Annotated in this window: 2 protein-coding genes and 1 pseudogene; all 3 read right to left on the reverse strand. The window is 63.8% G+C overall.

Going from position 1 to position 1,980, the window contains the following annotated elements; translation table 11 throughout:
- A partial coding sequence (locus tag H0W47_RS17780) for an AarF/UbiB family protein (protein WP_296926818.1) occupies positions 1–1,039 on the reverse strand: 1,039 nt, incomplete at its 3' end.
- A complete protein-coding gene (locus H0W47_RS17785) occupies positions 1,036–1,620 on the reverse strand; it encodes a hypothetical protein (RefSeq protein WP_296926820.1) in 585 nt (194 codons plus the stop codon). The genes H0W47_RS17785 and H0W47_RS17780, both read right to left, overlap by 4 nt.
- Positions 1,621–1,780: 160 nt before the next feature.
- A pseudogene (locus H0W47_RS17790) lies at positions 1,781–1,980 on the reverse strand (Tim44 domain-containing protein); the annotation flags it as partial.

Consider the following 1,980-nt stretch of genomic DNA (forward strand, 5'->3'; position numbering starts at 1 on the left):
GTGCTGGCACCCACCCCGACTCGATATGCAGCTCAGCCACCCGTTTGTAGTCGCGCCGGAAAAAGGCGCTGAAATTCTGTGCCAGATACTCCTTGTCGACCTCGGTCAGGGTGCCGACGATGCCGAAGTCCAGGGAGATGTAGCGGCCGAAGGTGGCCGGCTCCAGGCTGACCTGGATGTTGCCTGGATGCATGTCGGCGTGGAAAAACCCGTCACGGAACACCTGGGTGAAAAAGATGGTGACGCCGTCGCGCGCCAGTTTTTTCATATCCACGCCGGCGTCACGCAGGCGCTGCACCTGGCTGATGGGCACGCCGTTCATGCGCTGCATCACCATCACGTCGGGCATGCAGAAGTCCCAGACCATTTCCGGAATCAGCACCAGGTTCAGGTCCTGCATGTTTCGCCTCAGCTGCGCCGCATTGGCCGCTTCGCGCAGCAGGTCCAGCTCGTCATGCAGGTACTTGTCGAACTCGCCGACCACCTCGCGCGGCTTCAAACGCTTGCCGTCGGCCGACAGGCCTTCGACCCACCCGGCCATCATGTGCATCAATGCCAGGTCTTTTTCGATCGCCGGCAGCATGTTGGGCCGCAGCACCTTGACCGCGACCTCGCGGCCGCCGGGCAGTGTGGCGAAATGCACCTGCGCAATCGAGGCACTGGCGACCGGCTGGCGCTCGAAGGTGTCGAAGATGGCAGCAATCGGGCGGCCGAATGATTTCTCGATGATGGCAATCGCGATGTCGGTATCAAAGGGCGGCACCCGGTCCTGCAGCCGCGCCAGCTCATTCGCAATGTCCAGCGGCAGCAGGTCGCGGCGGGTCGACATGACCTGGCCGAACTTGACAAATATAGGGCCCAGGCTTTCCAGTGCCTCGCGCAGGCGCGCGCCGCGCGGCGAGCGCAGGTCGCGCCCAAGCGACACCACCCGCGTCAGCGTGCGTATCCACGGCTTGCTAAAACTCGACAGCACCAGCTCGTCCAGCCCGAAGCGCAACACGGTCCAGACGATAAAAACGCCGCGGAACAGGCGGCTCATGGAGCGGCTTTCGGCGGTTCGGGCACGGGCGGCACCGTCACAGCGCCTGAGGAAGCGGCCGCGGGAACCGGCGCCTGGGCCAGGAACTGCCGCAGGCCCGTGATGGCCTGGCGCGCGAAGCCGGCCAGCGTGTGGGCGGGCACGTCGCCGATGACGCGGGACAGGTCTTCTTCCACATCCCAGCGCAGGTTATCAGCCAGCCAGCCAAGCTCGGCAGCCAACTGTACGTCACCTTCGATTTTGACCGGTGGCGCCTTGCCGGCTAACACCGACTGCACAAGCACCGAGGGTGATTCAGCGGCAACGGCCAGCAGAAGGTCGGGTTTGGCGCCCGGCGCGGCACGGTCCAGCAATCCGGCCGGCGTGATCAGCAGGTCCAGCGCAAACACGCCCCAGCGCATATGGACCACGCTGCCCTTTTTGCGCAGCAAGCGGTTCTGCGCCTCTTTTTCCTGCATCAGCACATGGTTTAGAAACAGCACCAGCTTCTGCTGCCCCTCATCGACCACCCAGCCGGGCGGCTGAAAACGGGCAGCGAGGGATTGCAGGAAAGTGAAAGGGGACGTGGTGTTGGTGCGCATACGCCCCCGATTTTGCAGCAGATTGAAAAAGCCCCACCATCGCTAGCGATGAGGGGGCTTTTAAATTTCAGCCAGGGCCGCGGATCCGGCTTCGCCGGTCCGCAGGCGCAGCGCCCCCTCGGGGGGCAGAGAGCGACACGCAGTGCGCGAACGTGGGGCTTTATTGCAGCGCTTGTACGCCAGCGACGAGCCAGCCACCACCGCTGCGCGGCTTGGTCATGTTCCACACCTCGCGGAAGGGGCTTGGGCCGGTCGAAACGTCTTCGCGAATCATGCCGGAGAACTCGACACTGGCCATGTAGACGTCGCTGAGTTCCTCGATACCCAGCAGTTTGGCGTCTAGCATGACCACATCTGTCT

Source organism: Polaromonas sp., from assembly GCF_013817205.1.
Classification (GTDB): domain Bacteria; phylum Pseudomonadota; class Gammaproteobacteria; order Burkholderiales; family Burkholderiaceae_C; genus Polaromonas.

Coding starts and splice junctions, on each gene's coding strand:
- H0W47_RS17785 (WP_296926820.1), bottom strand. CDS start 1,620: ATGCGCACCAACACCACGTCCCCTTTCACTTTCCTGCAATCCCTCGCT.